This is a genomic window from Acinetobacter sp. YH12131, from assembly GCF_013418635.1.
GTDB lineage: Bacteria > Pseudomonadota > Gammaproteobacteria > Pseudomonadales > Moraxellaceae > Acinetobacter > Acinetobacter towneri.
The window spans coordinates 87,940-114,657 of sequence record NZ_VPBQ01000001.1 but is presented as its reverse complement, the minus strand read 5'-3'; the positions used below and the strand labels follow the sequence as shown (position 1 = coordinate 114,657).

Sequence of the window (26,718 nt, the reverse complement as noted above, 5' to 3'; positions counted from 1 at the left end):
TCCTAAACCACAACCAAAACGTAAAATAAAATTTAGATCATTGCGGATTTAGGCTATATTTTTGATGTCTGCCACTTACGACTCATTTCCATGCTACAACTGCATTTATTCATTCTCAGCTTATTGATGCGACTGCTCAAACTAGATCAGTTTAGATGTCGAAGCCTAACTGCAATGGAAATACAGTTGTGCCAATCTGTGTTTGGCAATCTGATTGACTACAGCCAAGTCAAAGTCATGAACCATCCTTATTTGCCTTGGCAGCCACAGCACATTTTTATGGCCCCCTGTGGCTATATTCATGTGCGTAATCGGCATTATCTAGCCGACTACAGCCAAGCACACCGTGGCTATCAAGCGATCTTTATTCATGAGATGGCGCACATTTTACAGCATCAACATCACATCAATGTCTTACTGCGTGGTGCGGTATTGCAAACCGCGTATTTTTTGAGTTTTAAGCGTTACAATCCATATCATTATCGCTTAATTGAAGCGAAACCTTTTTTTGCTTACAACATTGAGCAACAAGGTGAAATTGCCAAAGATATTTTTCTAAAAAAAATAGACAATATTATTTTAAACAGCCCGCACCGCTCGACTTAACCCGCTCATCTTGATACATGCTTATTTCACGAAAAATACATGCATCATACAACCTAAAAATATAATGCTTTTCAAATAAATAGCATAAAAATTCTGTCACATTTCAATGATATTCTTGCAGACAAGACAATAAAGTGTATTCGATGCTAGCATCTATTCTAAATTAAGATAAAATAGCAAAAGTCTCCATTTTTGCACTGCAAAATAAGATCTTTATCTGTTAGATAATAAATGGTTTTTATTTGTGCCTTTCGGCAGTCGTTTAATCCACAATACACTGCGCTGAAATTTTTATAACAATAATCATCAGCCACTTACGTGTATTCTACACCTATAGGAATAGGACTTAATTTAAATGAAATCTTTTAAAATTGCCCTTGCACAGTTCTCTCCACACATTGGCAATCTCGAAGCAAACGCGCAAAAAATGCTTGAACAAGCAAATGAAGCGAAAAAACAACATACAGATTTGATTATTTTTCCTGAACTTTCAATTTTGGGCTACCCTGCAGAAGATTTATTACTTCGCCCAAGCTTGAATCAACGCACACAACAAGCATTTGAACAATTACGTGAAATTAAAGATATTGTTTTAGTTTTCGGCTTTGTCAATGAAACTGAAGATGGTCAGCGCTTTAACTCGGCTGCCGTCATGAAAGATGGCAACATCTTAGGTATTTACAACAAGCAAAATTTACCAAATTATGCTGTATTTGATGAAAAACGCTATTTTGATGAAGGTCATCAACACTTAGTTTTTGAATACCTTGGTCATAAATTTGGCGTTTTGATTTGCGAAGATTTATGGTCTTTGCCAACCGTGCAGCAATTGGCACAGTTGAATGTAGAAACTGCATTGGTCTTGAACGCATCGCCTTATGAAGTGGGTAAACCGCAGCATCGTGTACAGACCATGACCGAACTGGCAAAACAATTACATCTCAATGTGGTGTATGTAAACCAAGTTGGCGGTCAAGATGATTTAATCTTCGATGGTACGAGCTTTGTGATTAACCAAGCAGGCAATGTTGCATTACAAGCCCCAACCTACCAAGAAGGTTTATTCTACGCAGAATATGACGCTGCACAGAAGCACTTTAAAACTGCCGAAATTAGCCCAGCTTTAGACACCCTTGCAGAAATCTATCAAGGTTTAGTATTAGCAACCCGTGACTATGTGCAACGCTCTGGCTTTCCAGGTGTAATTCTAGGCTTGTCGGGTGGAATTGATTCAGCACTTACCCTTGCCATTGCGGTTGATGCAATTGGTGCAGATAAGGTACAAGCGGTAATGATGCCGTACACTTATACCGCGCAAATTAGTGTGGAAGATGCTGCAGAGCAAGCCAAAACTTTAGGCGTGACTTTTGGTATTGCCGAAATTCACCCGATCGTAAATAGCTTTATGCAAACGCTGTATCCTTTCTTTGGTAACAGCCCTAGCGACACCACAGAAGAAAATTTACAAGCTCGTGCACGCGGTACGATTTTGATGGGGCTTTCCAACAAATTTGGTAACTTAGTCCTGTCTACAGGCAACAAATCTGAACTGGCTGTTGGCTATTGCACCTTATACGGCGATATGGTCGGTGGTTATGCCGTACTCAAAGACGTGTATAAAACCATTGTATTTGAACTGGCAAAATACCGTAACAGTATTGCTGACGCCCCTGTTATTCCAGAACGTGTGATTACTCGCCCACCTTCTGCAGAATTGCGCCCTGACCAAAAAGACCAAGATTCTTTACCACCATACGAAGTGCTCGATGCGATTTTGTATGCGTATATTGAAGAAGATCAGAGCCAAGAAGACATCATTAGCAAAGGCTTTGAACGCGCGATGGTCGAGAAAGTCATTCAATTGGTTGATCGCAACGAGTACAAGCGTCGCCAAGGTGCATTAGGACCACGTATTAGTTCACGCGCTTTTGGTCGTGAACGTCGCTATCCGCTCGTCAATGGTTGGAAAGCAGGGATTTAACGCTAAAGCATTGCTTAAACAAAGATATAAAAAACCAAGCTACGGCTTGGTTTTTTTGTACCTGCCATTAAACCAATGCTGCAAAAAGTAGCCTAAAATTTTGACATAAAAAAAGACCAAGCTGAGAGCTTAGTCTATAAAAATGGTGGCTATGACGGGACTTGAACCTGTGACCCCCGCATTATGAGTGCGGTGCTCTAACCAACTGAGCTACATAGCCATAAACTGTGTGCGCATTATCTAAACTTAGCCCTGCATCGTCAAGTATTTTAATTTACAAACGCTCACAGTTTAAGCAAAAACAGTGCAATTTGTTTAATTTTAATCAAATTACTATTTTCTTACGGAGATTCTTAAATATTTGCAGCAAAATCTATATCAAGTCACACAGAAAAAAGAGAATAAATTCAACCATGATCTTGAAGTCTATAATACTGAGTAGCCTTGTTGTTGGCTTAAGTTCCTGCGCTTTGGTTTCACCTATTTTTGTAGATTACAACGGTGTACGGCGTGATGTTGCGCAATTTATTAATTCTAAAATGAGTTATAGCATCGCAGACCGACGTGTCTTGGTTGCTTATGCCAAAGGGCAGCAAAAGATTTTAACGGCACATCAACTCAATGCTGCAGCGCAGCAACAACTGGCTTATGAGCGTGCTGTAGGGCGTTATTGTGCATCACAACACATTTCGCTAAAAAAATTAAATCAGGTCGATGCCAAAATTTTTGCTCACTCTGATCAACAAGCCAATTGGCAACAGATTCAAAACCTACAAATGCAGATTCAACTAGATACAGCTCAAATAGATTGCACAAATAAATTTTAAACAAAAAAAGACCACGTTAGTGAACGTGGTCTGAAAAATGGTGGCTATGACGGGACTTGAACCTGTGACCCCCGCATTATGAGTGCGGTGCTCTAACCAACTGAGCTACATAGCCAAAAACTGTGCGCGCATTATCTGCTGTAATCTAGGTAACGTCAAGCCTTATCACGCATCAATTGCTTAAAATTTGGTGAAGTGAACCGATAAGCCGGGTTCTGTCGAGAACGATCATTCCTCTAGGCGTACAATCACTCATACGCTCAAGCGACCTACCCGAATCCAGTACGGGCCGTACCTCAGGATTCCTATTTGGTCTTGCTTCTGGTGGGGTTTACCATGCCATGAACTGTTACCAGCCATGCGGTGCGCTCTTACCGCACCCTTTCACCCTTACCTTCAATTTCTTCCGAAAAAGAAACCATACGAAGGCGGTCTACTCTCTGCTGCACTTTCCGTCGGCTCACGCCGCCCAGGCGTTACCTGGCACCCTGCCCTATGAAGCCCGGACTTTCCTCCCCTGTTTCAGTCACGGAGACCTCCACAGCAGCGATCGTCTGGTTCACTTCGAAGGCGCATCTTAGCAAAATTATAAGTTAATTGCTTGCGCTTTTTTGAGCAATCAGTTTTTTATATTTTTCCAGCAATTGTTCCTGTGTTTCTACATGCTCTGGATCGAGCGGAATACAATCGACTGGGCAAAATAACTGACACTGCGGCTGCTCGTGATGTCCTACACATTCAGTACATAATGCTGGATTAATCTCATAAATCAGCTCACCCATATAAATTGCCTCATTTGGGCATACAGGTTCACAGACATCACAGTTAATACATTCATCGGTAATATATAAAGACACGCTACCAACCTTGTCGTAATTTACGCTCAAAGGCTTCGACCACAACAGGTGCAACAAATTTAGTCACATCACCTTTTAAGCGTGCAATTTCACGAACTAATGTAGAAGAAATAAATGAATATTGCTCTGAAGGAGTCAGAAATACCGCTTCATATTTCGCATCTAATTGACGGTTCATATTTGCCAACTGAAATTCATATTCAAAATCTGAAACAGCACGCAAACCACGCAAAACTGCAGTCGCATTTTGCTCACGGAAAAAATTAACCAATAAACCATCAAATCCGACAAATTCAACATTAGGCAAATGCTTTAAAGATGCCTGTGCCAATTCCACACGTTCTTCCAAAGTAAAAATTGGATTTTTATGATGTCCAATGGCAATTGCGACCACGACTTCATCAAACATTTTTGCAGCACGTGTCACCAAGTCAATATGACCATTAGTAATCGGGTCAAAGGTGCCCGGATAAATTACGCGAGTTTTAGACATCCATTATGCTCTAGTTGGTTTTGTCAAAGTTAGTTTAACAAATACAAAAAATTTTAGTGAACTAAAGTCTACCAAATTATGAAATATCAAAGCAGTTTAGCCAACAGTTGTGATGATTTTGATTTGTCAGCAAGCCTTGGTTTGAGGCACAATAGTCATAAGTTTGGAAGTAATTGAATATGGCGAAGCTAACTGTAGTTAAAAAAAATACGGGCGGAACAATTGCACAGAATAAACGTGCACGCCACGATTATTTTATTGAAGAAAAATTTGAAGCAGGACTTTCTTTGCAAGGTTGGGAAGTCAAATCTTTGCGCGCAGGACGTATGACTATTACCGAAAGTTATATCCTGTTTCGTGACAATGAAGCCTTTTTATTTGGTGCACAAATTCAACCACTCTTGTCGGCTTCAACGCATGTAGTGCCTGAAGCGACCCGTACCCGCAAACTCTTACTTTCACGACGTGAAATTGAAAAGTTGATGGGTGCAGTCAATCAAAAAGGTTATTCTTGCGTACCTTTAGCATGTTATTGGAAAGGCCCTTTAGCGAAGCTTGAAATTGCTTTGGTGAAAGGTAAACAATTGCACGATAAACGCGCTTCTGAAAAAGACCGCGATTGGCAGCGTGATAAAGCACGTTTGATGCACAAATAATTTTGCACATTCCGCCCATAAAAAATGCTCGAGATCAACATCGAGCATTTTTTATGGAAGTTGTAAAACTAAAAATGCTTAGTCTTTAAGTTTTAATTCCACCAAATATTTACCAAATTTGACTGCAGTTTCCAAATCACCTTCGGGTGGCGTAACTTCAACACTGGCATTATCAGACTGCGTCATTAAACCCAAAAAGCTCGACATGCGGTTAATATCGTGTGGACTACGCCCTGTCGGCATAAACGGTAAACCTGACCACAACATGCCATGCTGCATCGCAAATAAATTAATTTGTTGCAGCACCGCCAGTTTATCGCCACTTAAACCACCGCCATTGGTAAAACCTGCCGCCAGTTTGCCCTGCCAAGTTCTGGCCAACCAACGCTTAGACGATTGCTCCATAAACTGTTTTAAAGCCGAAGTAATGCTGCCCATATAAGTTGGACAGCCCATAATGATAATATCGGCTTGATCTAGGCTATCCCATTCAATTTCAGCCACATCCATCAAAGTCACCTGAGCATCCATTTGCGCAGCACCTTGTGCAATATGCTGTGCCACCTTAGCAGTATGACCATAAGGACTGTGATAAACCACCGCCACACGAATAGCAGCGCAAGAAGATGTTGAATGAGTCACTGACATGAGAATGTTTAAAACCAAATAATTAAGTCAAGTTTAACACTAAGCCTGCATAAACACGAATGTTGCCATACGTCCTGTACGTGCTTGACGGCGGTAAGAATAGTAATCATCGGCTTGTTGATACGAGCACTGATCACCGCCCAAGACCGTTGTAACACCATGCTGCTGCAAAATAAAACGCGCGATCGCATACAAGTCAGCGAGATATTTACCTTGCTGCTGCCCTGCAATAAAAGCCGTGTCTAATTCAGGATATTTATCGCAAAATGCCTGTTTCACCTCAGCCCCAACTTCAAAACACGGCTGACTAATAGCCGCACCCAACCACGCCCATGTTGGAGCACTTTGCATTTCGACGATGGTGTTTTCGATAATACCGTTGGCAAGACCACGCCAGCCTGCATGCAGATTCGCAACCTCAGTGCCTTCGGCATTGCCCAAAACCACAGGTAAACAGTCTGCGGTCATCATCATTAAAGCATGCGCTTTACGCTGAGTGACCAAACCATCGCCTTCTAAAGCTTCACAAGTGATTTGCTCATTAATGGTCTGACACAACACGCTATGTGTTTGCGTCATCCACGTCATTTTATCGACCCCATATTCAGCAAACTCTGCCAGTAAACTCATACGATGCTGCTGCACACGCCATGCATCATCCTGCACATGCAGCGCCAGATTAAAACCAGATACATCGGCACAGTCTGTCGCTAAAGCTTGCACATGTTGTATGCGGGTTTGCCCAACATACACACCTGCAGGTAATCCTTGAACAAATTGCATAAATCTATCCTTAGTCGTTTTCTGGCATTGCCGTATCTGAGTTGATCTTGTTAATGCTGTCTATGCAACAATTAATAGGCAGCATTTTCACTGCGTAACACGTCTACCAATTGTTTAAAGTCTTCAGGCCACGGCGCTTCAAACATCATTTCTTCTTGAGTACGTGGATGCACCAAACCGAGTTTGACGGCATGTAAGGCCTGACGTTTAAAGTTACGCAAGGTATCGTTTAATAATGCCGATGCGCCTGCTGGCACACGTACACGTGGCGTATAAACAGGATCGCCAACCAAACCATAACCAATATAACTTAGATGCACACGAATTTGATGAGTTCGCCCAGTTTCCAAACGTGCCTGAACACGGGTGAAATGCTGAAAGCGTTCTTTAACATTGTAATGTGTGACGGCGTCTTTGCCGCCCGGCAAGACAGCCATTTTCACCCGATCTACAGGATGGCGTTTAATCGGCTCATCGACTGTGCCACCCGCAATCATGTTGCCGTACACCACCAAGTCGTATAAACGATAGACTGACTTTTTCGCCAGTTGTTTAGTCAAGGCAAACTGTGTTTCCAGATTTTTAGCAACCACCAGCAAACCCGAAGTGTCTTTATCAATACGATGCACCAAACCTGCACGAGTCAACTCAGCCGATTTTGGATAATGATGCAGCAAGGCATTTACCAGAGTTCCAGAGCTATTTCCCGCCCCCGGATGCACCACCATGCCCACAGGTTTATTAATCACCATGATGTCATCATCTTCATAAATAATATCCAGTGGAATATCTTCAGGCAGGCTGCGGGTTTGCGCTTCAAGCTCGACTTCTAGGGTAAGAAGCTCATCTCCTTCACACTTATATTTAGGTTTGACCGTGTTACCATTTACCAACAAATGACCGTCTTTGAGCCACTGTTTTAGCTTTTCACGTGAAAATTCACTCCAAATGATGGCTGCAACTTGGTCGATGCGTAGTCCTAAGTGGCTGTCATCCAATTGAAATTGCAACGATAAACGTGTTGCAGTTGAGTCTGAAGTATGGTTATCTGCATCCTCAGCATCTTCAAGTAAATTGAACTCAGTTTCAGGTAAATTGGAATGGGTAGATTGTGCTTGACTCATTTGCTCATTCAGACAAAAGTGGTTTAATAGCGCAATTGTAGCTCATTGCCCGTATTAACAGAGGAATTTTTATGTCGCTACCACGTTATAAAATAACAATGCTTGCTCTTTCACTCGGCGTTGCGTCTGCAATTGTGGGCTGTAGCAGCAATCCAAAAAAAGAAGTGGTCGATACTGGTCCGCAATCTAGCGAACAAGTTTATATTGAAAAAGCAGAAAAAGCACTGGATCGTGGTCAATACACCGATGCCGTTAAGCATCTTGAAGCTTTAGAAACCTATTACCCAACGGGTGATTATACGCAGCAGGCGCAGCTTGAATTGTTGTATGCAAAATTCCAGCAAAAAGATTATGAAGGCGCAATTGCTGTTGCAGATCGTTTCATCCGCATGAACCCGCAGCATCCTAAAGCCGATTATGCCTACTATGTACGTGGTGTGGCGAATATGGAACAAAACTATGATGGTTTGTTGCGTTATACCTCGCTCAAGCAATCACACCGCGATGTTAGTTATTTAAAACTGGCCTATCAAAACTTTGTCGATTTTATCCGTCGCTATCCATCAAGCACTTATGCAGTAGATGCGGCACAGCGTATGCAGTTTATTGGTCAGGAACTGGCTGAAGCCGAAATGAATGCAGCACGTTATAACATTAAACGTAAAGCATGGGTGGCTGCAGTTGAGCGTTCATTGTGGGTAATTGAACACTATCCGCAAACACCGCAAATTCCTGAAGCATTGGCAACGGTGGCTTATGGTTATGGCAAATTGGGCGATCAAGCTACGGCTCAACAATATATTGATGTATTGAAACTAAACTATCCAAACTTAGTTAAAGCAGATGGTAGCGTGAATTTACGTGCTGCCCGCCATGATGCCAGCTGGCTTAATCGTGCAACTTTGGGTATTTTCGGACGTGAAGCGCAAAGCAGCACCGAAGCACAGCAGTCAGATGCTAAAGCGCAAGCAGAGCCGTCACGCAGCCTCACCAACCGTTTGAGTTTTGGTTTGCTAGATCGTCCAAAATCTCAAAATGACAGCGCTGAATAAACCCTTTCCGACTGGTTTTTCAGTTTTGAAAAATGTAAAGGGCAAGTTATGATACTTGCCCTTTGATCTTTTATGGGCTTGTTTCCCGCCCTAGAAAAAGATACAAAAGAGAATAATCATTGAGTCAATCAGCACAGTCTGATGTATTCGACCTGTTCGGCGAACCTTTTACTACCAAGAGATAACAGACAAAACCGTATGGCCATTCCACAGCACACGATTGATCAAATTTTAGATCGCACTGATATTGTCGATCTGATTGGTCAGCGCGTGAAATTAAAAAAAACTGGTCGTACCTATTCGGGCTGCTGCCCGTTCCATCAGGAAAAAAGCCCGTCTTTTCACGTTTACCGTGACAAGCAGTATTATCATTGCTTTGGTTGTCAGGCCAATGGTAACGCCATCCGCTTTTTAATGGATATTGATAACCGTAATTTTATAGATGTCATGAAAGACTTGGCCAGTCAAACAGGTATCGAACTCCCGAAAGATCAGCACGACAATAAAAAACTGTCTTATAAACGCGAAGCCAAAAAGCCAACACCGATAGCTCAACCCAAGCCAACAGCAAAAGACCAAAACGAAATTTCTGCGACTCAAGCTGCAACAAACGAGCAAGCTTTGGATGCTACAGGCATCGACTTTGATCCTTTTGCCGAATTTCAAAGTGCTGAATACGCAAATTCGGAATTTCAGAACTCGGAATTTCAAAACAGTGCCGACCCGTTTGCAAGCTTTGAGCAATGGGACAGCACGCAGGAAACTCCTGCACAGGAAGGCAACTTATACGACTTGCTAGAAAATGTAGCGCAATATTATGAGCAGCAATTGCCGCACAGCCCTGCCGCGCAACAGTATTTTCAAAAACGTGGTTTAACCGCACAAACCTTGCAGTTTTGGCGTTTGGGTTATGCACCTGAAGATTGGCAGCATTTAGAAAAAGCCTTTCCGCAAGACATTGCAGGTTTAAAACTGCTAGGCTTAATTCGTACCAGTGACAAGGGACGTGACTTCGATTTATTACGTGATCGGGTGATTTTTCCAATCCGTGACAGCAAAGGACGTGTGGTCGGCTTTGGTGGTCGCGCACTTAATGATGAAATCAAACCCAAATACATCAACTCGCCCGACTCAGAAGTGTTTCATAAAAACCAATTGCTCTATGGTTTATATGAAGGACGCAAACAAAAAGCCCAAGATTATTTAATGGTCGAAGGCTATATGGATGTGATTGCCTTGCAGCAATACGGCGTTCATGGTGCTGTAGCGACACTCGGTACAGCCAGTAATACCGATCATTTAAACATTCTATTCCGCCAAAACAACCGCATTACCATCGCGTTTGATGGCGATGCCGCAGGTCAAAAAGCCGCACGTCGTACACTGGAAATTGCACTGCCTTTGCTCAATGATGGACGTGAACTGAAGTTCTTTGTTTTACCCAATGAGCACGACCCTGACTCACTTATTCGTCGTGAAGGCATCGAAAATTTCCGACGTTTATTAGATCAAGCACCTTTGCTATCAGATTTTGTCTTTGCGCATCTCACCCAAAACCATAATATCAGTACCCCTGAAGGCAAAAGTCAGGTCATGGGTGAACTGCGGCAGTTGACCGAACTTTTGCCCAAAACGGGTTCTTATCGCTATTTGCTGCAACAGTTTTTCCGTGAAAAGTTAGGCTTTAACCGTAAATGGCAGGCACAGACCAATAACGATGCATCTTTAAGTTTTAGCACCAAAGTCGATGCCGAAGAATATGTGATTGCGATTCTAATCAATCACCCGTATTTGTATATTCACTTTGAACCGTTACGTGCGCTGATTCCAAATGATCATCTGCTACACCAAATCTTAAATATTTTAAATACTATTTTTGATGATCTACCCGATGATCCTGAACAAGCCAAATATTATATTTTGGGTGCATGCTCAGCGTATCACTATGAATTACAGCGCATTTTACAACAAGCCAATGTCAGTGATTACACGACTTCTCCTGAACACGTCGATAAATTGGCGCAGGATTTTTCGACCAAATTGCAATACGACTGTTTACAGCAAAAAATTCGCTCCAAAAAATTCAGCAGTATTGAAGAAATGAAGCGATTGAAACATCAAATTTATGAAATTGATAAAAAAAGATCGCTGACCTTGTTAGAGGAATAAGCGATCTGGTCTGATTAGATTAAGTTTGTATCGTCAAAAATCTTTTTTGTAAATCACGTTAATCTTACTTATTTGCGACGACGTTTGGCAGTCGCTGCTAAATTTTCCTGCATAAACTCAAAACATTCAGGCTCATCACCTTTGGCTGCTTCACGCAATAAAATAGAAGTTGGATGCAGCAGTTTTTGGGTTAAACGATAGGAAAATTCTTGCATAACTTGTGCAGCATCTTCACCTTTGGCAATACGCGCCATCGCCAAATTTAATTCTTCCTGACGCAAGCTTTCGCCATGTTCACGGTAAGCATGAATGGTCGCACCTGCTTGCTGAACTTTTTGATGGGTCACCAACTCAGTCACAAGCTGATTGACCATTAGCTCTGCTTCCACAGCCGCCTGACGACGCTGCGCCAAGTTTTCATCAATCACGCTTTGCAGGTCATCGACCCCGTACAAATACACGCCATCCAAATTTTCAATTTTAGGATCAATATCACGTGGTACGGCCAAATCGACCAACAACATTTGCTGATAGCGACGTTTCTTTAACGCTGCTTTCACTTCAGGATAAGCAATCACCTGATGCAAACTACCCGTACAGCTTGAAATTACATCAGCGCGGTGTAAATTGGCCGCTAACTGATCAAATTCAATAATTTCAACTTCAACCCGATGCGCAATTTCTTGTGCCAAAGCTTCGGCACGAGCGCGGGTACGGTTACAAATTAAAATTTTAGCGACGCCCATCTCGGCCAAATGCTTCGCCACAAGGCTATTCATTTCGCCTGCAGCCACCACCATCACTGTTAGTTTTTCAGGATGGCTAAATACTTGTAACGCCAGTTGCGCTACCGCATAACCCATAGACACGGCATGGCTGCCTACGGCAGTTTCTGAACGTACCCGTTTGGCAGCATAAAACGCATATTCAAAAATTCGGTTGAGTTGTTGCGAAACCGTATGTGAGTCTTTGGCTAAAGACAGCGCAGTTTTGACCTGACCTAAAATTTGCGGCTCACCCAACATGAGTGAATCTAGCCCACTGGCTACGCGCATTAAATGCGACACCGCCTGTGCATTTTCATAACGATAAACATGACGACTCAATTGCTTCGCATCAATACCATTGACGTGTGCAAGCCAATCCAACACCTGTTCTGGATGTTCAGACATGGCGTAGACTTCGGTACGGTTGCAGGTAGACACCACCACCAAATCATTCAGTTCGGGATGTTGGCTTTGCTCAGCAAGTAAGGCACTTAACTTTTCTGGGTTAAATGCAATTTGCTCGCGCAACTCTACAGAGGCGGTTTGATGGTTGACACCCAATGCAAAGAAAGACATATCAGATCATCATTTCGCTAAATTTATGCTATTGTGCAATAACGGTGTCATAAAAAGCATTACTTGGATCAAGAAAAATTGCGTCAAACAAATAGCCGACCATACGGCGCGACAATTAAGCAATATTCTACCACATTCTTACTGGTCGGTAGCATGGCTTCAGTTGCTCATCTTAGAGCATCTGAAGAAATTTATCATGCAAATTCAAATTATAATGCGGTAAAACAAACCATGGTGGCAGAATTTGCCTTGGCTTATGGCGATATTCCAACTGCATTACACAACTACACGGTCTTGGCAATTAAGAACAATTCGACTTCCATTAAACAACGCGCCCTGAATATTGCCATTGAACAAAATGACCTACGTGCCGCATTAGATATTGCAACACATTGGGTGGTACAAGAACCATCCGATGTCCCTGCACTGTTTTATTTGGCGCACATTGCACTCAAAGCGCATGAATATGACTTGGCTGCAGAAACCTTAGATAAAATTCTAAATATTGATGCCACGGCTGACTTAGAACAAATTTTGGCGGGAATTTCCCCTGAATCTGTAGAAGACCGTGAATTTCTGATTCAAGCCCTGCGCACCAGCAAAGCCAAAGACAATCCATCTATTTTGGTATTGATTGCAGGTTTAAAAGCGCAAAATGGACAATATCAAGCCGCGCTCGATACCATTAACCGAGCGCTGCGTAAACGCCCGAAAGTCACTGGCTATATTTTAATGAAAGCCAATTTGTTGAGCGTACTTGGCAATGAAGAAGAAACGGCAGCTTGGTATGCAAAATCCAGCCGTAAACACAAAAATAATTTTGAAGTCCGTTTAGCCGAAGCCAAATATTTGGTCAAAAAAAATGAAGCAACTTTGGCGCTAACAAAGCTAGAAGCTATTTTAAAAAAATGGCCTACGGAAGATGAAGCCTTATTTATTGCAGGTTTGACCAGTATTGACTTGAAACAATACGAAAAAGCCGAAAAATATTTAGTAGAGTTGCGCTATTCAGCCCAATATCAAAACGAAGCCTATTTCTATTTGGCAGTCAATGCCGAACGTAAACAGCACTTTGAAACAGCCAAAGCCTATTATCGTTTGGTGGATGGTAGCCTCTATACGGTTTCACGTCGCAACATGATCAGTATTTTTGCCCAGCAAGATAAACTGAACGATGCCCTGCGCTTTTTAACGCAGGAACGGGTCAACTATCCGCAGCATGCCAGTTTTTTATATCAGGCACAGGCCGATATTTTAAAACGCATGGACAATAAAAAAGCAGCTCTGCGTTTGTTAGATGAAGCCATCAAAAACCTGCCCGATGATCCTGACCTGATCTATTCAGAAGTCTTACTGCTCGATGCACATCAGGAAAAAGACAAACTGGATCAACTGCTCACCAAGTTACTGGAAATTGAGCCGAACAGCCCAACCTATTTAAATGCCTACGCCTATACCCTTGCACTGCAAAATCGCCGTTTGGATGAAGCACGTCGCTATGTAGAACAAGCACTTGAGTTTGCACCTGAACAGGCCTCTATTTTAGATACTTTAGGTTATGTCAGCTATTTGCAAAATGACTACACCGCTTCGGCACAAGCTTTAGAAAAAGCTTACGCCCTGAGTCATAGTGCCGCGATTGGCTCACGTTATGCAAAATCGTTGTATATGCAAGGCGATATTCAAAAATTCAGCCAAGTGTTACAACAATTACAACAAAATCATCCGAATGATCCGCAATTGCAACAATTAAATTCGCTATTGTTACCGCAGCCAGTTAAAAGAGTTAAATGATTCATGCGTTTATTTTCAAAATTAGGATTAACCCTTTTTGCCACCAGTAGCCTTGTACTGACAGGTTGTCAGCCTTTCGTACAAAAAACAGCCAACATTTCACAGCAAGTTGAAGCCGAAAATCAATTTAACCTGCAAGGCAAAATTGGCGTGCGCACTCCGCAGCAGTCTGGCAGTGCCTTTTTTACTTGGGTGCAGCAGCAACAGCAGTTTGATATTGAACTGAGCGGTATTTTGGGTGTGGGTAAAACGCAAATTAGTGGACAACCGGGACAAGTCACCCTCAACAGTGCCAAAACAGGGTTAATTTATGCCGAAAGTCCTGAAGAACTGTTAGAACAAGCCACAGGTTGGCAAGCGCCCATCACCCACTTGGTCGATTGGGTACAAGCCCGACCTGCAACAGTGAATGCACAAATTCAAAAAGATCCCCAACAGCGCCCGACTCAATTTATTGAAGATGGCTGGACAGTCGATTTAAGCTATAACGACAGTGCCAGTTTGCCAAACCGTCTGATTTTGAAACAAGCACTTGAATCAGGGCAAGAAAACCGTATTACAATGCTCATCCAAAATCGTTAATCACTTGCCAAGTTTCGCCATGATTCGTGTACCCTCACCTGCCAAATTAAATCTGTTTTTGCACATTACTGGGCGTCGTGACAACGGCTACCATGAATTGCAGACTATTTTTCAACTGATTGATTTATACGACTGGCTAGAATTTGAAGTCAATGATACTCAAAGCATTCAAATTCAGGGTTTAAACAGTGTCAATTTAGAGCAAAACCTGATTTACAAAGCCACGCAAATTTTAAAACCCTACGCGAAACAAGCCACAGGTTTAAATATTAAAATTGAGAAGCACATCCCTATGGGTGCAGGGCTTGGCGGAGGTTCATCCAATGCCGCAACCACCTTAATTGTAGTCAATCAACTTTGGCAATGTGGCTTGGATACTCAAAAACTAGCTGAACTTGGTTTACAGCTCGGAGCAGATGTACCGATCTTTGTGCATGGTCGTAATGCATGGGCAGAAGGCATTGGTGAACAGTTAACATTCATAGACTTAGCCCCAAAACAATATATTGTGTTAAAACCTGACTGTTTTATCAGCACTCAACTACTTTTTTCACAAAAAACATTGACAAGAAACACGAAGCCCACTAAATTCTGCGGCTATCAGATAAAGCCATCTGACTTTGGAAATAATTTTGAGCCTGTGGCACGAAATTTATACCCCGAAGTTGATGAAGCAATGCGTTATTTAGACCAATTTGGTCAAGCAAAGCTTACAGGTACAGGTGCTTGTGTCTTTACTGAAGTGACTGCAGAAATGAATGTAGACGACATTTTGGCACACTCACCATGTACTGCGTACGTTGTGAACAGCTTAGATGAATCTCCATTACGACATTTCACAGTACAATAGGGGTATCGCCAAGTGGTAAGGCACCGGTTTTTGATATCGGCATCCGTTGGTTCGAATCCAGCTACCCCTGCCATCTCTTTCACCTGTAGATTACTGTATTAGGGGTATCGCCAAGTGGTAAGGCACCGGTTTTTGATATCGGCATCCGTTGGTTCGAATCCAGCTACCCCTGCCATCTTACAGTGATCAAATCTAGGGGTATCGCCAAGTGGTAAGGCACCGGTTTTTGATATCGGCATCCGTTGGTTCGAATCCAGCTACCCCTGCCATTTTCTCGCATTAGACAGAACCCCCAATATTACCGCTATCCTGTTAATTTACCTTGACAGAACGCAGTAAAAATATTAAAGTTCTGCCGCATTAGGGGTATCGCCAAGTGGTAAGGCACCGGTTTTTGATATCGGCATCCGTTGGTTCGAATCCAGCTACCCCTGCCATCTATTCTTACATACACCAACCGCCAAGGGTGCTTCATGCCCAATCTTGTCGTTTTTAGTGGAACCGCGCATCCACAATTCGCTCAAAAAGTCGTAAGCCACTTGCACATTCCTTTAGGTGCTGCATCAGTTTCTACCTTCTCTGATGGTGAGATTGCTGTAGAGATTACCGAGAATGTCCGTGGTAAAGACGTATTTATCGTACAACCTACTTGTGCGCCAACCAATGACAACCTCATGGAAATCTTGGTGATGGCTGACGCGTTGCGTCGTGCAAGTGCAGGTCGTATTACTGCCGTTATTCCTTACTTCGGTTATGCCCGCCAAGACCGTCGTCCTCGTTCTACACGTGTTCCAATTACCGCTAAAGTGGTTGCAGATATGCTCACCACTGTAGGGATTGACCGTGTAGTGATGATTGACTTGCACGCAGACCAAATTCAAGGTTTCTTCGACATCCCTGTAGACAACATTTATGGTACGCCTGCGCTATTGGCTGACCTGCGTCAACAGTCACACGACAATCTCATGGTAGTTTCACCAGACGTTGGTGGTGTGGTTCGTGCGCGCGCTGTTGCAAAACAAATGGGTGATATCGATCTTGCAATTATCGATAAACGTCGTCAAAAAGCGAATGAATCACAAGTGATGCATTTGATTGGTGATGTAAAAGATCGTGACTGTGTCATTGTAGATGACATGGTGGATACTGCAGGTACATTATGCAAAGCTGCCGATGCACTTAAAACTTTTGGTGCTCGCCGCGTTGTTGCTTATGCTACCCACCCTGTACTTTCAGGCAAAGCGATTGAAAACCTGAAAAATTCTGTGATTGATGAACTGGTTGTTACAGACACCATTCCTCTTTCAGAAGAAGCTCAAGCACTTGGTAAAATTCGCCAAGTATCTGTAGCAAGTATGGTTGCAGAAACAATTCGCCGTATTAACAACGAAGAATCTATTAGCGCAATGTTCGATTCTTATCTATAATAGAGCGCTAAATTTTCAAAGCCCTGCCACTTGGCAGGGTTTTCTATCACTAGATTGGTCGCAGATCTAGTTTATTTAAACTCAAAATAAGGATGTCTATCATGGCAAACTTCGTATTAAACGCTCAAGCGCGTGAAGCAGCTAACCAAGGGAAAGGTGCGAGCCGCCGCCTTCGTCACGCTGCATTAGTTCCAGCTATCATTTATGGTGGCGACGCTGAGCCTGTAACAATCACTTTAGAACTTCGTGAGCTTGTAAAAGCTTTAGAAAGCAATGCTTTCTTTGAAGAAGTTGTAGAAATCAAAGTAGGCGACAAAGTTGAAAACGTGAAAATCCAAGCGTTACAACGTCACCCTGCTAAAAACACACCTATGCACGCTGACTTCAAACGCGCATAAGTGTTCATGGTATAATTAGTGGCTAATATTTCACTGATTGTTGGTTTGGGCAACCCTGGTAAAGAGTATGCCCAAACCCGCCATAATGCAGGCTTCTGGTTTGTAGAACGCCTTGCAGATCAATATGGCATTACATTAAAAGCCGATCCTAAATTTCACGGGATCAGCGGACGTGGTAATATCGAAGGTCAAGACGTTCGTCTGTTATTACCCACAACCTTTATGAATCGTTCTGGTCAAAGTGTTGTTCCCTTCGCCAAATTCTATCAAATTGCACCTGAAGCAATGCTGATTGCTCATGATGAACTGGATATGAACCCAGGGATCATTCGCCTAAAAACGGGTGGTGGTCATGGTGGACATAATGGTTTACGTGACATCGTGCCGCACACAGGTCCAAACTTCCATCGTTTACGCATTGGTATTGGGCATCCGGGTTCAAAAGAACGCGTGTCTGGTCATGTACTGAGCAAAGCACCAAGTAGCGAGCAAACTTTAATGGATGATGCACTTGCACATGCATTAGGTCGTATCAAGTTACTGGTCAATGGCGAAGTACAACAAGCCATGAATCAAATCAATGCCTATAAACCGAACTGATGAATCCACAATTGTTGAACAATCACACTTGCCATGTCGCAATTTTCAGAGCAAAATGCGCTTTCTGCTCGGAACTGACATCCATCAAGCAGTGTTTGAATTCAACCATAAGATAAAATCTTAGGTCCACTAAGGAGACGCTCACCATGCTATCTCGTTTATTAAAATGCAAAATCCACCGTGCTTTTGTAACTCATGCAGAACTTCACTACGAAGGTTCATGTGCAATTGACGGAACACTCATGGATTTGGCTGGCATTCGTGAATATGAAGAAATCCACGTATGGAACGTGACCAATGGTAAGCGCTTCACAACTTATGCAATTCGTGGTGAAGACAACTCAGGCATCATTTCAGTCAATGGTGGTGCTGCACACCAAGCCGATGTAGGCGATATTATTATTATCGCAACCTTTGGTGACTTCACTGAAGCAGAAGCCAATGCACACGAACCACGTTTGGTCTATGCAAACCCAGACAATACCGTGAGCCACACTGCAAACTGTATTCCTGTACAAGTGGCTTAAGCCATTCCTGTACAAAATAAAAAAACTCGCAAATTTTGCGAGTTTTTTTATGGTTCAATAAAAGTCTTTCTAGTCTTTAATCGCAAGAATTACAAATTAGTCATCGTGCAAGCTATGCAATAAGCTATGGCTAATACCATCAGCCCTTAAAAATGCAAAATCATAACTTGCGGTTGCAAGCGCCAACACGCGACGCTCAAATTCCTGCCACAAAGGTCGCACTTCTTTGTAGTGAATGCCCAAGCCACTTTCATCGGTAAAATGTCGATTTTTTTCACAAATTTTCAGTGCATGATACAACTTACGCCCTTTTGAAGCATCATCACGTAAACGCACCCGCTTAGAGCGGATAAACCCTTCGACATGACGCAGGTCAGCAAAAGGCAACATAGGCACTAAAATCTGATCGAGCTGTGCATCTAAACGACGCCAAACGGCAGTGTGTTGTTCAGACGTATAACTGTTCCATTGAATCACTTCATGGTTAAAGCGACGGCAACCTCGACAGACAGCATCACCAAACACCGTAGAACAACGACCTGCACACGGGGTTAAAGTGGCAATTTGACGATCCTTACTCAACACAACACTCCAATATTTAACAACACCTGTTGGCGCATCAACATGAACACAACATTCTTCTTTGAAACGAGTGGCATCATACCCCGTTCTGCTACATTTTTAAAATGTTGTGTCGTGCTTTAAAACCATGTACCGCACTCGGTTTTCTCGCATATTCACACAAAGCAGGTTAGAATATGCGCCTTAAATTTTTGTCTTTCATCTATTGGAGTACTCCATGAACGCTACTGTAGAACAGCTTGCACCTGTAGAACAGCCAGCGACCACGACTTGGGTTGTTGCCGCACTTTATCAATTCAAAGAAGTTGCAGATCCTGCCGATCTTCAACAACGCTTATTAGATTTGGTAAATTCAATCAACCTTTGCGGTACTCTTATTGTGGCAGGTGAAGGCATTAATGGAACTGTAGCGGGTGATCGTGCCGCGATTGATCAAGTTCACCAATTTCTGTTGAATGAAGGCTTTACTACAATGGAATACAAAGAGTCGCACAGCTCTGAAAAGCCATTCCGTAAAATGAAAATCAAGCTGAAAAAAGAAATTGTGACTTTGGGTGTAGAAGTAAAACCACGTGATTTAGTCGGTCACTACCTAGACCCGAAAGAATGGAATGAACTGATTGCCCGTGACGATGTCATTCTGATTGATACCCGTAATGACTATGAATACAAAGCAGGAACGTTTAAGGGCGCAATTGACCCGAAAACTGAAACGTTCCGTGAATTTCCAGAATATGTGAAACAAAACCTAGAACAGCATAAAGATAAAAAAATTGCGATGTTCTGCACAGGCGGGATTCGTTGTGAGAAATCGACCTCGTTATTGTTGCAAGAAGGTTTTACCGAGGTTTATCACTTAAAAGGTGGCGTACTTAAATACTTAGAAGAAACACCAGCAGATGAAAGCTTATGGGAAGGTGAATGTTTCGTATTTGATGGCCGTACTGCGGTGACACATGGTATGCAAGAAGGTCAAAACACCAAATGTCATGCTTGCGGTTGGCCATTACTGCCTGAAGAAGTTGAATTACCAAGCTATGAACACGGTGTATCTTGTGTGTACTGTATTGATAAGACCAGTGAGAAACAAAAAGAAGGATTCCGTATGCGCCAATCACAAATTGCCGCAGCTAAACGTAAACGTCTGTAATCCGTACAGGCTCATACACATCAACAAGGTCTAACAAAAGCCATGTTGATGTTGTATCGACCACTCTAATCATATTGAAAAAGTCCTCATCCAGTATGGGGATTTTTTATGTCTACATATATGCTTCACGCAAGATTACATAGAACATAAAAATACAACGCTTGTTTACCAAGCATTGCGCAATATCCCCAGATTGGGTGATAGCATTCAATCAAAATAAGCCACAAAATCTGTGGCTATATTGGTGCAGATGTTTAGCACAAACTCAACATCTCCCATAACCCAAAATTCAAGGATCGTTATGTATTCCTAAATTTATATGCCGCAATCAGGAGTGACGCTATGCCTAAAACAACAATTTCAAATTCAATGCACACACTACGTTTTACGCCTGTAAAATCTGTGACTGCTGCGCATATCACAACAATGCAAGATTGTTTGGAACATGAGTCACATACTTTTATTGTGGCTTTAGGTGCAATTTTAGGCGGTATTATTGCAGCATTTGTGGGCTACCATCTGCAAGCGCATTTCTTGAATTACGCCCTGCTCTGTGCCATTCCTATACTTGTGGCATATAGCTTAAGACGTGTATATATCTATACCCTGACCCATGCAGAGCTTGATTAAGTCTAGATTGCGCAAGACTTTACTGTTCGTCCAGTACTGCTTAGGATAGAAGCACTTTTCTAAAGCACAACTGGCATGAACTTAACTGAATGGATTATTTCCATTATGGAACAACTGGGCTACCTTGGTATTGCCCTGTTAATGTTTCTGGATAATGTTTTTCCACCCGTTCCTTCTGAAATTATTATGCCCTCTGCAGGCTATTCTGCATCGCAAGGGCAATTACTGCTATTGGGTGTCATCATTGCAGGCTGTATCGGCTCGTTGTTCGCAGCGGCAGTGTTATATTGGGTAGGTTATCGCTGCAAACATGAAAGTATTTACCACTGGGTCAATCGCTACGGTAAATATCTATGGATTAAAGAACAAGACGTCCGAAACTCCCTGCATTGGTTTGAACAATATGGACATCGGATTGTATTTTTTGGGCGCATGATTCCCGCTATTCGTTCTCTCATCAGTATTCCTGCAGGCATGAGCCACATGCCATTTTGGAAATTTATGTTTTATAGTGGTTTAGGCACAATTATTTGGACCACTTTTTTAGCTTGCGTGGGTTATTATTTTGGTGAAAACCAACAATTGATGCAGCAAATTTTCAGTCAGGTCAGCCATGTCATTATAGGCTTGGTGCTCTTAGTCATCGCAATTATTTTATACCGTAGGCATCGCCGTAAAATGCGTGACTAATGCTTGTGTTGCTGCGCAATTGAATCAATTTTTTGGGGAAAATCAGACATGAAACCATATTTATTATTTTTTGCTGCGGTTTACAGTATTACGCTGGTCTTACTCATTACCGTATTGATTTTTGGTCTGAACTTAGGTGGCTTGACCTTGCTCCCTGCATTAATTGCCGCAGCATTCATTAGCGCAGGACATTTTGTCAAAAAAGAACAACGCTTACCGAGCAGTGATGAAAAAATTCAACTGGTTTGGGGCTCAAGTGCGGTGGCAATTATTATTGGTAGCTTCTTTGTGTTTTTCTTGGTGCTGATGAATCCGAATGCAGAAGCCATTTTAAAAGCTGCAGATAAAGCAGGACTAGCACTGGCTGCGGTGGTGATGCTGTGTTTGATTGCGATTCATGGTGCAGTTTTTCATGTTGCCTATGGTTGGTATGCGAACCGTTATTATCAAAAAAAGTACTTATAAGCTTACCTAAAGTACGTATTTCACACTGAACCGCAACATCAAACACTTAAAATCAACATCAGGCTGATATATCACACATAAATTTACGTCTGACATGCGCTGTAACTGAAATGCATTCTGAATAGGCTATAAGCCTACATTGTAGCAGCGTAGATTAAGCCTATTCATAGCGATTTATGAATATAGGAACGCTATAACGCATACAAAGATAAAAAGGTGATTCGAATGTCAGATTTTGAACGCAATGAAAAAATTGACCGTGATGTGGTTAAGAACTTACCAAAAGAAGAACGTGATCGCTTAAATGCCGATCCAATTACAGGAGAACCTGGTGCACACCCTGTCGGTACTGGTTTAGGTGCTGTTGGCGGTGCGGCTACTGGTGCAACAGTAGGTGCGCTGGGTGGTCCAGTAGGTGCTGTGGTCGGTGGTGCTGTAGGCGCTGTAGTGGGTGGTTTGGCAGGTAAAGGTGCAGCAGAAGTTGTGAACCCTACCGAAGAAGAAGCTTACTGGCGTACCAATAGCTTAAATACAACCTACTTTACAGAAACACGCAACCATTATCATGATTTAGATTATGATCGTGACTATCAAAATGCCTATCGCATTGGTTATGAAAACCGCCCACATTATGATACGCACACACGTTTCGAAGATGTTGAGCCCGATCTAAGAAGCAAATGGGAGCAAATTAAAGGCAGTTCACGCTTAACGTGGGAACAAGCTAAATTTGCTGTCAAAGATGCTTGGGATCGTGCGACACGCTAATTGGTAACATGATCATTGAAGCGCCATAATAAAAAACGCACTGCGATTTGCGCAGTGCGTTTTTTTTATGAGGATTACATATTACACAATATGTAAACCAAGCCATTAATCAGGCGTGTGGTACATCAAATATAATTCATTCAGGTTTTCAGGAATTTCTTCTGCAATTTCGTCCATTAACTGACCATTGCGACGGAAAGATTCCATTTGTGGATCTTCTTCATCAATGCCGCTAAACACCATCATTGGCAAAGTTAAATCAACCAATTGCTCTTCAAATTCAGGCGTAAACCATGCTTCTTCGTTTAAGAACATCGCATCGACAAAGCCAACGCTCCAATCACCCAAACTTGAATCAACTTCTGCTTCTTCAATTTCAAATGGAAACTCAATGCCTTCTTCATTGGCTAAACTTTGGCGAATGCTTTCTAACCAAGCCTGAATTTGCGCAATAATTTCAGCAGGCACTTTCTTTTGGTTGCCTTCAAACAATTCATTTAACCATGGGTCAAATTGAGGTCCAACTGCAATGGCACACAAGAAACCATGCGTTGCAGCGAGGTCTAGACCATACTCGTTTTGGTCACCATCTAGATATTCACTTAACAGGTCTAAATCTAAAGCAGTCATTTCAAATCCATCGGTGTCAATTTAGGGGTGTAGCATAGCATTTTCAATGCCAGATACAGTACCTGATTTTAGTCATCTTCATCGTCAAAATCGTCGTCATCGTCAAAATCATAATCAAAATCTTTGAGCTCACGTTCCAAACGACGTTGTGCGAGTAAATCATCAATCAAACGGCGCTTTTCTAAAGATTCTTTCGCGCTTATTTTGTTTGATGCCTCATCGAAATTAACATCATCATCACCGTAGTTATCATCTAGTTCAAAATCTGTAGAAGACACTAAAACTACCTCAGAATGAAAAAATGTGAAGGGTCTAGCCGCTATTTATCTGCCTTTATAAATATTGTCAAGTTTTATTTATTTTTTTCAAAAAACTGCAACATAGGCAGCTTGCAACATTGCGGCAAATTTGTGTATTTATGAACAAGTTAGTATCATTATTTGAGATTCGCCCCAATCATAAAAATATTTTGCGGGCAAAAAGGAAATTGACTTGAAAAACAGTAATGAAGCCCCATATTCCTATCACATTCTTCATTCAAACATCATTTTAAAATCATGCTTGATTGATCAATTCACCCCCTATTTAAAGCGAATTGTGCTATCATGCACGGTTTTTCACTGCCACAGATTCAACGAAGAGTAAGCAAAGATGAGCGATATGAATTCCCCTACTTCGCAAGTAGCGGCTCTGATTAGCCGAGGCAAAGAGCAAGGTTACCTAACTTACGCTGAGGTTAACGATCATCTCCCGGACTCAATCACAGAAAGCGAGCAGATTGAAGACATTATTCAAATGCTTCAAGACGTCGGTATTCCTGTGCATGAACGTGCGCCTGAATCTGATGATGCAATGTTCGAGGATAATGCGGAAGCTGCCGACGAAGTTGCTGAAGAAGAAGCTGCAGCGGTACTTGCCTCTGTAGAAAATGAGCCTGGTCGCACCACAGACCCTGTGCGTATGTATATGCGTGAAATGGGTACGGTTGAGCTGTTAACGCGTGAAGGTGAAATTAGCATTGCGAAACGTATTGAAGAAGGGATTCGCGATGTACTTCACTCGATTGCCTACTGGCCAAACGCAGTGCAAGTGGTACTGCAAGAATATAAAGATTATGAAGCAGGCGAACGTCGCCTTGCCGATATTTTATCAGGTTATTTAGACCCTGAAACCGATGAAGAAATTCCAGAAGTTTTAGAAGACGAAGCCGATTTAGACAAAGAAGAAGACACCAGCAACAAACCAACCAAAGACGTCAAACTTGATGATGACGATGAGGAAGAAGAAGCTGAAGCCGAAGAAGAATCTGAAGCAGATTCAGGTCCAGACCCAGAAATTGCAAGAATGCGTTTTGGTGAATTGGAACAGGCTTATCTTGCAAAAATTGCTGCCATTGAAAAACATGGTCGTGAAAGTGCCGAAGCTCAAGAGGCTTTAGAAGCTTTAGCGACTGTATTCATGATGTTTAAATTTACGCCACGTTTATTCGATATTATTTCGGAAATGATTCGTGGTACACATGAACAAATTCGTACTGCTGAACGTGAAGTGATGCGTTATGCGGTGCGTCGTGGTCGTATGGATCGTACTCAATTCCGTACCTCATTCCCAGGTCAGGAATCTAACTTTGCTTGGTTAGACGAGCACATTGCCAAAGCACCTGCCGACCAAAAAGGCTATTTGGAAAAAGTACGTCCAGATATTTTGGCGTTCCAACAAAAAATTGCCGACATTGAAAAAGAGTTAGGCTTAGATGTTAAAGGCATCAAAGAAATTTCTAAGCGTATGGCAGTAGGCGAAGCCAAAGCCCGTCGTGCGAAAAAAGAAATGGTTGAAGCCAACTTGCGTCTGGTTATTTCGATTGCAAAAAAATACACCAACCGTGGTTTACAATTCCTAGACTTGATTCAGGAAGGTAACATCGGCTTGATGAAAGCGGTAGACAAGTTCGAATACCGTCGTGGTTATAAGTTCTCGACTTATGCAACATGGTGGATTCGTCAGGCGATTACCCGTTCTATTGCCGACCAAGCGCGTACCATTCGTATTCCAGTACACATGATCGAAACCATTAACAAGATCAACCGTGTATCGCGTCAATTGCTTCAGGAAATGGGTCGTGAACCGACTCCAGAAGAATTAGGCGAACGCTTGGAAATGGATGAAGTTAAAGTTCGTAAAGTTCTGAAAATTGCCAAAGAGCCGATTTCTATGGAAACGCCAATTGGTGATGATGAAGATTCACATTTGGGTGACTTCATTGAGGACAGCAACATCACCTCACCTGTTGATGCGGCAACCTCTGAAGGCTTAAAAGAAGCGACCCGTGAAGTGCTTGAAAACTTGACTGAACGTGAAGCCAAAGTTCTGAAAATGCGTTTTGGTATTGATATGCCAACCGATCATACTTTGGAAGAAGTTGGGAAGCAGTTTGATGTGACCCGTGAACGTATCCGTCAGATTGAAGCCAAAGCCTTACGTAAACTTCGTCACCCTTCTCGTTCTGAACACTTACGCTCGTTCTTGGAAAATGACTAAGATTGCTGCATAAATGAGCTATTGAAATTTTTAAATTCAGCCTCATTTATTCAACAAGACAAAAAACGCCTGCCCTATGCAGGCGTTTGATATAGAGATAGAGACACACGCTTATGACGTTATTCAACCGTACCCCATCTCGTGAACTACAAGAGCATCTTTGGGTGTTTCCAATGGATTACCCAATTAAACTCATTGGTGACGCGGGTGATGAACTGCGTATTGCTGTGCTTGAAATTTTAGTGAAGCACTTCCCTGAGTTTGATGCACAAAGCATCAGCATTACCCCATCACGCACAGGCAAGTATCATTCAATTACAGCACAATTGCGTTTTGAAGAATTGGAACAAGTGCATGCCATTTATGCAGATTTGGCAGCTTGCCCACTGATTAAAACTGCATTGTAATTTTGCAGATTCATCTTTAAAAACACGCTTTCGAGCGTGTTTTTGTTTCTGAACTCACAAAATCTTATTCATTCCACAAATCCCCTACACCCGCCACATTTTCGTATAATAAAATCAATTTCTTGCTTTTACGGATAGGAC

29 protein-coding genes, 6 tRNA genes and 1 other RNA gene are annotated in these 26,718 nt (G+C 42.3%); 24 read left to right on the top strand and 12 right to left on the bottom strand.

The genetic code is table 11. From position 1 onward, the window contains the following. Nucleotides 1–90 precede the first annotated feature (90 nt). The gene (locus tag FTU66_RS00595) at nt 91–606 is read left to right on the top strand and encodes a hypothetical protein (RefSeq protein ID WP_004972203.1); all 516 of its coding nucleotides are present in this window, start codon (nt 91–93) and stop codon (nt 604–606) included. A 355-nt stretch (nt 607–961) separates the two neighbouring features. Beyond that, nucleotides 962–2,587, top strand: a complete 1,626-nt coding sequence (locus tag FTU66_RS00590; RefSeq protein ID WP_180112154.1) for an NAD+ synthase — start codon at nt 962–964, stop codon at nt 2,585–2,587. A gap of 143 nt (nt 2,588–2,730) precedes the next feature. Here the strand turns inward: FTU66_RS00590 and FTU66_RS00585 are convergent. Then, nucleotides 2,731–2,807, bottom strand: a tRNA-Met gene (locus FTU66_RS00585). Between the two features lie 193 nt (nt 2,808–3,000). Here FTU66_RS00585 and FTU66_RS00580 point away from each other — a divergent pair. After that, on the top strand, nt 3,001–3,414 hold the full coding sequence (locus tag FTU66_RS00580; RefSeq protein ID WP_004972205.1) for a hypothetical protein: 414 nt from the start codon (nt 3,001–3,003) through the stop codon (nt 3,412–3,414). A gap of 38 nt (nt 3,415–3,452) precedes the next feature. On the opposite strand, the gene FTU66_RS00575 is transcribed toward FTU66_RS00580, so the two are convergent. The 4 genes from FTU66_RS00575 to coaD form a co-directional block, all read right to left on the bottom strand. Continuing rightward, nucleotides 3,453–3,529: transfer RNA gene (locus tag FTU66_RS00575), tRNA-Met, on the bottom strand. Nucleotides 3,530–3,602: 73 nt separating this feature from the next. Beyond that, an RNA gene (rnpB, locus tag FTU66_RS00570) (RNase P RNA component class A) lies at nt 3,603–3,980 on the bottom strand. A 27-nt stretch (nt 3,981–4,007) separates the two neighbouring features. Next, complete coding sequence (locus FTU66_RS00565; RefSeq protein ID WP_004972206.1) at nt 4,008–4,271, bottom strand: YfhL family 4Fe-4S dicluster ferredoxin; 264 nt, start codon at nt 4,269–4,271, stop codon at nt 4,008–4,010. Between the two features lies 1 nt (nt 4,272). After that, nucleotides 4,273–4,764 carry a pantetheine-phosphate adenylyltransferase gene (gene coaD / locus FTU66_RS00560; RefSeq protein WP_004972207.1) on the bottom strand — a complete coding sequence of 164 codons (492 nt, stop codon included), beginning with the start codon at nt 4,762–4,764 and terminating at the stop codon, nt 4,273–4,275. 179 nt (nt 4,765–4,943) lie between these two features. On the opposite strand from coaD, the gene smpB reads away from it, so the two are divergent. Next, entirely contained in the window at nt 4,944–5,420 is a 477-nt protein-coding gene (gene smpB / locus FTU66_RS00555) for an SsrA-binding protein SmpB (protein WP_004972209.1), read from the top strand. Nucleotides 5,421–5,498: 78 nt separating this feature from the next. On the opposite strand, the gene FTU66_RS00550 is transcribed toward smpB, so the two are convergent. The 3 genes from FTU66_RS00550 to rluD all read right to left on the bottom strand — a co-directional run bounded on the left by FTU66_RS00550 (nt 5,499) and on the right by rluD (nt 7,975). Next, the gene (locus FTU66_RS00550) at nt 5,499–6,068 is read right to left on the bottom strand and encodes a flavodoxin family protein (protein ID WP_004972210.1); all 570 of its coding nucleotides are present in this window, start codon (nt 6,066–6,068) and stop codon (nt 5,499–5,501) included. A gap of 39 nt (nt 6,069–6,107) precedes the next feature. Continuing rightward, the gene (gene pgeF, locus FTU66_RS00545) at nt 6,108–6,851 is read right to left on the bottom strand and encodes a peptidoglycan editing factor PgeF (RefSeq protein WP_167845845.1); all 744 of its coding nucleotides are present in this window, start codon (nt 6,849–6,851) and stop codon (nt 6,108–6,110) included. 71 nt (nt 6,852–6,922) lie between these two features. Next, a complete protein-coding gene (gene rluD, locus FTU66_RS00540; RefSeq protein WP_096901019.1) occupies nt 6,923–7,975 on the bottom strand; it encodes a 23S rRNA pseudouridine(1911/1915/1917) synthase RluD in 1,053 nt (350 codons plus the stop codon). A 71-nt stretch (nt 7,976–8,046) separates the two neighbouring features. On the opposite strand from rluD, the gene FTU66_RS00535 reads away from it, so the two are divergent. Together FTU66_RS00535 and FTU66_RS00530 are read left to right on the top strand one after the other, a co-directional pair. Then, nucleotides 8,047–9,027, top strand: a complete 981-nt coding sequence (locus FTU66_RS00535) for an outer membrane protein assembly factor BamD (protein WP_180112153.1) — start codon at nt 8,047–8,049, stop codon at nt 9,025–9,027. Between the two features lie 198 nt (nt 9,028–9,225). Then, on the top strand, nt 9,226–11,196 hold the full coding sequence (locus FTU66_RS00530) for a DNA primase (protein WP_180112152.1): 1,971 nt from the start codon (nt 9,226–9,228) through the stop codon (nt 11,194–11,196). A gap of 68 nt (nt 11,197–11,264) precedes the next feature. On the opposite strand, the gene hemA is transcribed toward FTU66_RS00530, so the two are convergent. Next, nucleotides 11,265–12,539 (bottom strand): glutamyl-tRNA reductase, encoded by a 1,275-nt coding sequence (gene hemA / locus FTU66_RS00525; protein ID WP_180112151.1) that lies wholly within the window; start codon nt 12,537–12,539, stop codon nt 11,265–11,267. 78 nt (nt 12,540–12,617) lie between these two features. Between hemA and FTU66_RS00520 the strand changes: the two genes are divergently transcribed. The 11 genes from FTU66_RS00520 to panD all read left to right on the top strand — a co-directional run bounded on the left by FTU66_RS00520 (nt 12,618) and on the right by panD (nt 18,717). Further along, nucleotides 12,618–14,333, top strand: coding sequence for a tetratricopeptide repeat protein (locus FTU66_RS00520; RefSeq protein WP_180059955.1), 1,716 nt, complete (start codon nt 12,618–12,620; stop codon nt 14,331–14,333). Between the two features lie 3 nt (nt 14,334–14,336). Continuing rightward, a complete protein-coding gene (lolB, locus tag FTU66_RS00515; protein ID WP_180112150.1) occupies nt 14,337–14,915 on the top strand; it encodes a lipoprotein insertase outer membrane protein LolB in 579 nt (192 codons plus the stop codon). Between the two features lie 19 nt (nt 14,916–14,934). Next, nucleotides 14,935–15,765 (top strand): 4-(cytidine 5'-diphospho)-2-C-methyl-D-erythritol kinase, encoded by an 831-nt coding sequence (gene ispE, locus FTU66_RS00510; RefSeq protein ID WP_131260682.1) that lies wholly within the window; start codon nt 14,935–14,937, stop codon nt 15,763–15,765. Further along, nucleotides 15,764–15,838 (top strand) — tRNA-Gln (locus FTU66_RS00505). The genes ispE and FTU66_RS00505 overlap by 2 nt, the downstream gene beginning before the upstream one ends. Before the next feature lie 27 nt (nt 15,839–15,865). After that, nucleotides 15,866–15,940: transfer RNA gene (locus tag FTU66_RS00500), tRNA-Gln, on the top strand. Nucleotides 15,941–15,959: 19 nt separating this feature from the next. After that, a tRNA-Gln gene (locus tag FTU66_RS00495) sits at nt 15,960–16,034 on the top strand. Between the two features lie 93 nt (nt 16,035–16,127). Next, nucleotides 16,128–16,202: transfer RNA gene (locus FTU66_RS00490), tRNA-Gln, on the top strand. A 36-nt stretch (nt 16,203–16,238) separates the two neighbouring features. Continuing rightward, on the top strand, nt 16,239–17,192 hold the full coding sequence (locus tag FTU66_RS00485; RefSeq protein WP_004972226.1) for a ribose-phosphate pyrophosphokinase: 954 nt from the start codon (nt 16,239–16,241) through the stop codon (nt 17,190–17,192). A 101-nt stretch (nt 17,193–17,293) separates the two neighbouring features. After that, complete coding sequence (gene rplY / locus FTU66_RS00480) at nt 17,294–17,590, top strand: 50S ribosomal protein L25 (protein ID WP_004972228.1); 297 nt, start codon at nt 17,294–17,296, stop codon at nt 17,588–17,590. Nucleotides 17,591–17,608: 18 nt separating this feature from the next. Beyond that, the gene (gene pth / locus FTU66_RS00475; protein WP_004972230.1) at nt 17,609–18,190 is read left to right on the top strand and encodes an aminoacyl-tRNA hydrolase; all 582 of its coding nucleotides are present in this window, start codon (nt 17,609–17,611) and stop codon (nt 18,188–18,190) included. Nucleotides 18,191–18,336: 146 nt separating this feature from the next. Next, complete coding sequence (panD, locus tag FTU66_RS00470) at nt 18,337–18,717, top strand: aspartate 1-decarboxylase (protein ID WP_004972232.1); 381 nt, start codon at nt 18,337–18,339, stop codon at nt 18,715–18,717. 96 nt (nt 18,718–18,813) lie between these two features. Here panD and FTU66_RS00465 read toward each other — a convergent pair whose 3' ends face one another. Then, nucleotides 18,814–19,299: a DUF1289 domain-containing protein gene (locus FTU66_RS00465; protein WP_004972234.1), complete on the bottom strand. Its 486-nt coding sequence runs from the start codon at nt 19,297–19,299 to the stop codon at nt 18,814–18,816. 217 nt (nt 19,300–19,516) lie between these two features. On the opposite strand from FTU66_RS00465, the gene FTU66_RS00460 reads away from it, so the two are divergent. The 5 genes from FTU66_RS00460 to FTU66_RS00440 all read left to right on the top strand — a co-directional run bounded on the left by FTU66_RS00460 (nt 19,517) and on the right by FTU66_RS00440 (nt 23,002). After that, complete coding sequence (locus FTU66_RS00460) at nt 19,517–20,449, top strand: rhodanese-related sulfurtransferase (RefSeq protein ID WP_104853141.1); 933 nt, start codon at nt 19,517–19,519, stop codon at nt 20,447–20,449. 342 nt (nt 20,450–20,791) lie between these two features. Continuing rightward, entirely contained in the window at nt 20,792–21,079 is a 288-nt protein-coding gene (locus FTU66_RS00455) for a hypothetical protein (protein WP_180112149.1), read from the top strand. A 75-nt stretch (nt 21,080–21,154) separates the two neighbouring features. Then, entirely contained in the window at nt 21,155–21,769 is a 615-nt protein-coding gene (locus FTU66_RS00450; RefSeq protein ID WP_004972240.1) for a DedA family protein, read from the top strand. Between the two features lie 48 nt (nt 21,770–21,817). Continuing rightward, entirely contained in the window at nt 21,818–22,234 is a 417-nt protein-coding gene (locus FTU66_RS00445) for an ABZJ_00895 family protein (RefSeq protein WP_004972241.1), read from the top strand. Nucleotides 22,235–22,459: 225 nt separating this feature from the next. After that, a complete protein-coding gene (locus FTU66_RS00440) occupies nt 22,460–23,002 on the top strand; it encodes a hypothetical protein (RefSeq protein WP_096901027.1) in 543 nt (180 codons plus the stop codon). Nucleotides 23,003–23,107: 105 nt separating this feature from the next. Here FTU66_RS00440 and FTU66_RS00435 read toward each other — a convergent pair whose 3' ends face one another. Next, complete coding sequence (locus FTU66_RS00435; protein WP_180112148.1) at nt 23,108–23,632, bottom strand: YecA family protein; 525 nt, start codon at nt 23,630–23,632, stop codon at nt 23,108–23,110. 68 nt (nt 23,633–23,700) lie between these two features. Continuing rightward, nucleotides 23,701–23,910: a PA3496 family putative envelope integrity protein gene (locus FTU66_RS00430; protein ID WP_004972246.1), complete on the bottom strand. Its 210-nt coding sequence runs from the start codon at nt 23,908–23,910 to the stop codon at nt 23,701–23,703. Nucleotides 23,911–24,283: 373 nt separating this feature from the next. Here FTU66_RS00430 and rpoD point away from each other — a divergent pair, with 373 nt between their 5' ends. Together rpoD and FTU66_RS00420 are read left to right on the top strand one after the other, a co-directional pair. Beyond that, nucleotides 24,284–26,170, top strand: a complete 1,887-nt coding sequence (gene rpoD / locus FTU66_RS00425) for an RNA polymerase sigma factor RpoD (RefSeq protein ID WP_004972247.1) — start codon at nt 24,284–24,286, stop codon at nt 26,168–26,170. Between the two features lie 113 nt (nt 26,171–26,283). Then, the gene (locus tag FTU66_RS00420; protein ID WP_004972250.1) at nt 26,284–26,577 is read left to right on the top strand and encodes a YbeD family protein; all 294 of its coding nucleotides are present in this window, start codon (nt 26,284–26,286) and stop codon (nt 26,575–26,577) included. The last annotated feature ends 141 nt before the right edge of the window (nt 26,578–26,718 follow it).

What these genes read in the sequence shown, in the direction of transcription:
- FTU66_RS00420 (WP_004972250.1), top strand. Translation starts at nt 26,284, where the DNA reads ATGACGTTATTCAACCGTACCCCATCTCGTGAACTACAAGAGCATCTT.
- FTU66_RS00440 (WP_096901027.1), top strand. Translation starts at nt 22,460, where the DNA reads ATGTCAGATTTTGAACGCAATGAAAAAATTGACCGTGATGTGGTTAAG.
- lolB (WP_180112150.1), top strand. Translation starts at nt 14,337, where the DNA reads ATGCGTTTATTTTCAAAATTAGGATTAACCCTTTTTGCCACCAGTAGC.
- FTU66_RS00535 (WP_180112153.1), top strand. Translation starts at nt 8,047, where the DNA reads ATGTCGCTACCACGTTATAAAATAACAATGCTTGCTCTTTCACTCGGC.
- rplY (WP_004972228.1), top strand. Translation starts at nt 17,294, where the DNA reads ATGGCAAACTTCGTATTAAACGCTCAAGCGCGTGAAGCAGCTAACCAA.
- FTU66_RS00595 (WP_004972203.1), top strand. Translation starts at nt 91, where the DNA reads ATGCTACAACTGCATTTATTCATTCTCAGCTTATTGATGCGACTGCTC.
- rluD (WP_096901019.1), bottom strand. Translation starts at nt 7,975, where the DNA reads ATGAGTCAAGCACAATCTACCCATTCCAATTTACCTGAAACTGAGTTC.
- FTU66_RS00455 (WP_180112149.1), top strand. Translation starts at nt 20,792, where the DNA reads ATGCCTAAAACAACAATTTCAAATTCAATGCACACACTACGTTTTACG.
- FTU66_RS00590 (WP_180112154.1), top strand. Translation starts at nt 962, where the DNA reads ATGAAATCTTTTAAAATTGCCCTTGCACAGTTCTCTCCACACATTGGC.
- FTU66_RS00435 (WP_180112148.1), bottom strand. Translation starts at nt 23,632, where the DNA reads ATGACTGCTTTAGATTTAGACCTGTTAAGTGAATATCTAGATGGTGAC.
- hemA (WP_180112151.1), bottom strand. Translation starts at nt 12,539, where the DNA reads ATGTCTTTCTTTGCATTGGGTGTCAACCATCAAACCGCCTCTGTAGAG.
- FTU66_RS00485 (WP_004972226.1), top strand. Translation starts at nt 16,239, where the DNA reads ATGCCCAATCTTGTCGTTTTTAGTGGAACCGCGCATCCACAATTCGCT.
- rpoD (WP_004972247.1), top strand. Translation starts at nt 24,284, where the DNA reads ATGAGCGATATGAATTCCCCTACTTCGCAAGTAGCGGCTCTGATTAGC.
- FTU66_RS00530 (WP_180112152.1), top strand. Translation starts at nt 9,226, where the DNA reads ATGGCCATTCCACAGCACACGATTGATCAAATTTTAGATCGCACTGAT.
- pgeF (WP_167845845.1), bottom strand. Translation starts at nt 6,851, where the DNA reads ATGCAATTTGTTCAAGGATTACCTGCAGGTGTGTATGTTGGGCAAACC.
- coaD (WP_004972207.1), bottom strand. Translation starts at nt 4,764, where the DNA reads ATGTCTAAAACTCGCGTAATTTATCCGGGCACCTTTGACCCGATTACT.
- FTU66_RS00450 (WP_004972240.1), top strand. Translation starts at nt 21,155, where the DNA reads ATGAACTTAACTGAATGGATTATTTCCATTATGGAACAACTGGGCTAC.
- ispE (WP_131260682.1), top strand. Translation starts at nt 14,935, where the DNA reads ATGATTCGTGTACCCTCACCTGCCAAATTAAATCTGTTTTTGCACATT.
- smpB (WP_004972209.1), top strand. Translation starts at nt 4,944, where the DNA reads ATGGCGAAGCTAACTGTAGTTAAAAAAAATACGGGCGGAACAATTGCA.
- panD (WP_004972232.1), top strand. Translation starts at nt 18,337, where the DNA reads ATGCTATCTCGTTTATTAAAATGCAAAATCCACCGTGCTTTTGTAACT.
- FTU66_RS00460 (WP_104853141.1), top strand. Translation starts at nt 19,517, where the DNA reads ATGAACGCTACTGTAGAACAGCTTGCACCTGTAGAACAGCCAGCGACC.
- FTU66_RS00550 (WP_004972210.1), bottom strand. Translation starts at nt 6,068, where the DNA reads ATGTCAGTGACTCATTCAACATCTTCTTGCGCTGCTATTCGTGTGGCG.
- FTU66_RS00580 (WP_004972205.1), top strand. Translation starts at nt 3,001, where the DNA reads ATGATCTTGAAGTCTATAATACTGAGTAGCCTTGTTGTTGGCTTAAGT.
- FTU66_RS00445 (WP_004972241.1), top strand. Translation starts at nt 21,818, where the DNA reads ATGAAACCATATTTATTATTTTTTGCTGCGGTTTACAGTATTACGCTG.